The organism is Pantoea sp. CTOTU49201, from assembly GCF_032054795.1.
Taxonomy (GTDB): Bacteria; Pseudomonadota; Gammaproteobacteria; order Enterobacterales; family Enterobacteriaceae; genus Pantoea; species Pantoea symbiotica.
In genome coordinates this window covers 1-2,307 of the sequence record NZ_DAMBSA010000562.1, presented here as the reverse complement: position 1 = coordinate 2,307, position 2,307 = coordinate 1, and the positions used below count along the sequence as shown (strand labels likewise).

The window sequence follows — 2,307 nt, the reverse complement described above, 5'->3', positions numbered from 1 at the left end:
GCACTTTCGGGCTGTTGTAGACAAAGGCGCCCTCGGTGGATTTGGCCATCTGCTCGCGACCGGCGGCGGTGGACGCCACCACAAAATGCCAAGGCTGTGAGTTCACCGATGACGGGCTGTTGCGCAGCACATTGAGTAAGGTGTCGATTTCATCCTGCGGCAGGCTTTTACCGCCCTCAAACGCTTTGACGGTGTGACGACGAGTGACTGCATCATTGAGTGTCATTGCTAACTCCTGATTATGTTAGAAAATTAACCAGGTGCGCATTAATGCGCACCCTACAAAACCGCGCCGTAGGGTCGCCATTTATGGCGACCGCATCATTAAAACCCGCTCAACACAATCTTACCGCGTGCGCGACCGCTCTCGATCAATGCATGCGCCTTGCGCAAATTGGCGGCATTAATAACGCCGTGATGTTCGCCAGCGGTGGTTTGCAGGGTTTGGTCATCAATCAGCTGGCTCACACGCTGAAGAATCTCATGCTGACGCTGCATATCGGCGGTATGGAACAGCGAGCGGGTAAACATCAATTCCCAGTGCAGCGAAATCGCTTTGCGCTTCAGCGGTACCGCATCCAGCGTTTCGGGATCGTCGATCAACGCCAGCTTGCCCTGCGGCGTGAGGGCATCAATCAGCTGATCGTAATAGCTGTCGGTGTGCGTCAGCGAGGCGACATAGCGCACCTCTTTATGTCCAATTGCCGCCAGCTGTTCACCCAGCGGTTGAGAATGATCAATCACGTGATGCGCGCCCAGCGAACGTACCCAATCCGCAGTTTCCGGGCGGGATGCGGTGCCGATCACCGTCAATTTGGTTAGCTTGCTGGCAAGCTGCGTCAGCATGGAACCAACGCCGCCGCCTGCGCCAATAATCAGTAGCGCGGCGTTGTCATCGGCCTGCACTTCCAGACGATCAAACAGCAGTTCCCACGCGGTGAGTGAGGTCAGCGGCAGCGCGGCGGCATCGGCGTCATTCAGCGAACGCGGTTTGTGCCCGGCGATGCGTTCATCTACCAGACCATATTCGGCATAGCTGCCGGCGCGAGTAATATCACCGGCGTAAAACACCTCGTCGCCCGGCTGAAACAGCGTAACCTCTGCGCCCACCGCTTCTACCACACCCACCGCATCCCAACCCAGAATGCGCGGCTTAGCGGTTGGCGCACCGGCGCGCACTTTGGTGTCCACCGGATTCACCGCGATGGCGTGAATTTTTACCAGCAGGTCACGCGCGCCCGGCGTTGGCTTATCAACCTCCAGCTCATACAGCGCATTTTCATCGGAAATCGGTAAACCGTTTTGGCTATAAACAATGGCTTTCATCAGGCAGATCCTTATTCATCAGCAGGTTTGGTGAAGTGGATTCAGCATAGCGGGCCGCAGCGCAATGAAAAATGCCAGTTGCAGGTGAACACTTTCACTTTTAGAGTGAAAATCCCCGCTCACTACCACGATGAATAAGAAGATGATCCGACTGGAAGATGTCACTCTGTTTGTGCGTTCCGCCGCACTCGGCAGCTTTTCACGCGCCGCGCGCGAGGTGAATTTGCTGCCTGGACAGGTCAGCGCGGCAATTCAGCGGCTAGAACGGGAACTGGATCGGCGCTTGTTCGCCCGTTCCACCCGCAGCCTGCGCTTAACCGCCGAAGGGGAAAAGTATCTGCCCTACGCGCAGGAGATACTGGCGCTGATGCATGCCGGAGCCGACAGCTTGCAGAGCGATGAAGATGCGCTGAGCGGCGAGCTGAAAATCGCACTGCCGTCAGACATTGGCCGCAATATTCTGCTGCCGCTGATAACCGACTTTTGCCGCGAGCATCCGGCGCTGGCGGTGCGTCTCTCCTTTTCCGATCAAATCAGCGATGTGTTCCGCGATCCGGTGGATATCGCCATTCGCTACGGCAAGCTGGAAGACAGCAGCTACGTGGCGCTACCGCTAGCGGAGGACAATCGCCGCGTGATGGTGGCATCGCCGGATTATCTTGATCGTCACGGTCGCCCGCAGATGCTGGAGGAGATCGCCCAGCATCATCATGGCCTGCTGTTTATTATGGGCGGCCACGTTTACGACAAATGGACATTTCCGCAGGATGGCATGCGCCGCCAGATCACGGTGAAAAGCCGCATGCTATGTGATGACGCCGAAGTGGCGCGGCGCTGGGCCATCGCCGGTATGGGCATCGCCTATAAATCGTGGATTGATGTGTGTGACGATGTGCTGGCCGGCAGGCTGGAGCGCGTGCTGCCGGAGATGCCGGGCGAAAGCACGCCGCTGCACCTTATCTGCCCGCATCGCAAACAGTT

General features: G+C 57.4%; 3 protein-coding genes. 1 reads left to right on the top strand and 2 read right to left on the bottom strand.

The window, feature by feature from the left end:
• Together RTY00_RS23765 and RTY00_RS23760 are read right to left on the bottom strand one after the other, a co-directional pair.
• A partial coding sequence (locus RTY00_RS23765; RefSeq protein WP_312666610.1) for a nitroreductase family protein occupies positions 1-226 on the bottom strand: 226 nt, incomplete at its 3' end.
• A gap of 98 nt (positions 227-324) precedes the next feature.
• Complete coding sequence (locus RTY00_RS23760; protein ID WP_312666609.1) at positions 325-1,326, bottom strand: zinc-binding alcohol dehydrogenase family protein; 1,002 nt, start codon at positions 1,324-1,326, stop codon at positions 325-327.
• 142 nt (positions 1,327-1,468) lie between these two features.
• On the opposite strand from RTY00_RS23760, the gene RTY00_RS23755 reads away from it, so the two are divergent.
• Positions 1,469-2,307: LysR family transcriptional regulator (locus RTY00_RS23755; RefSeq protein ID WP_312666608.1), on the top strand; the 839-nt coding region annotated here is incomplete at its 3' end.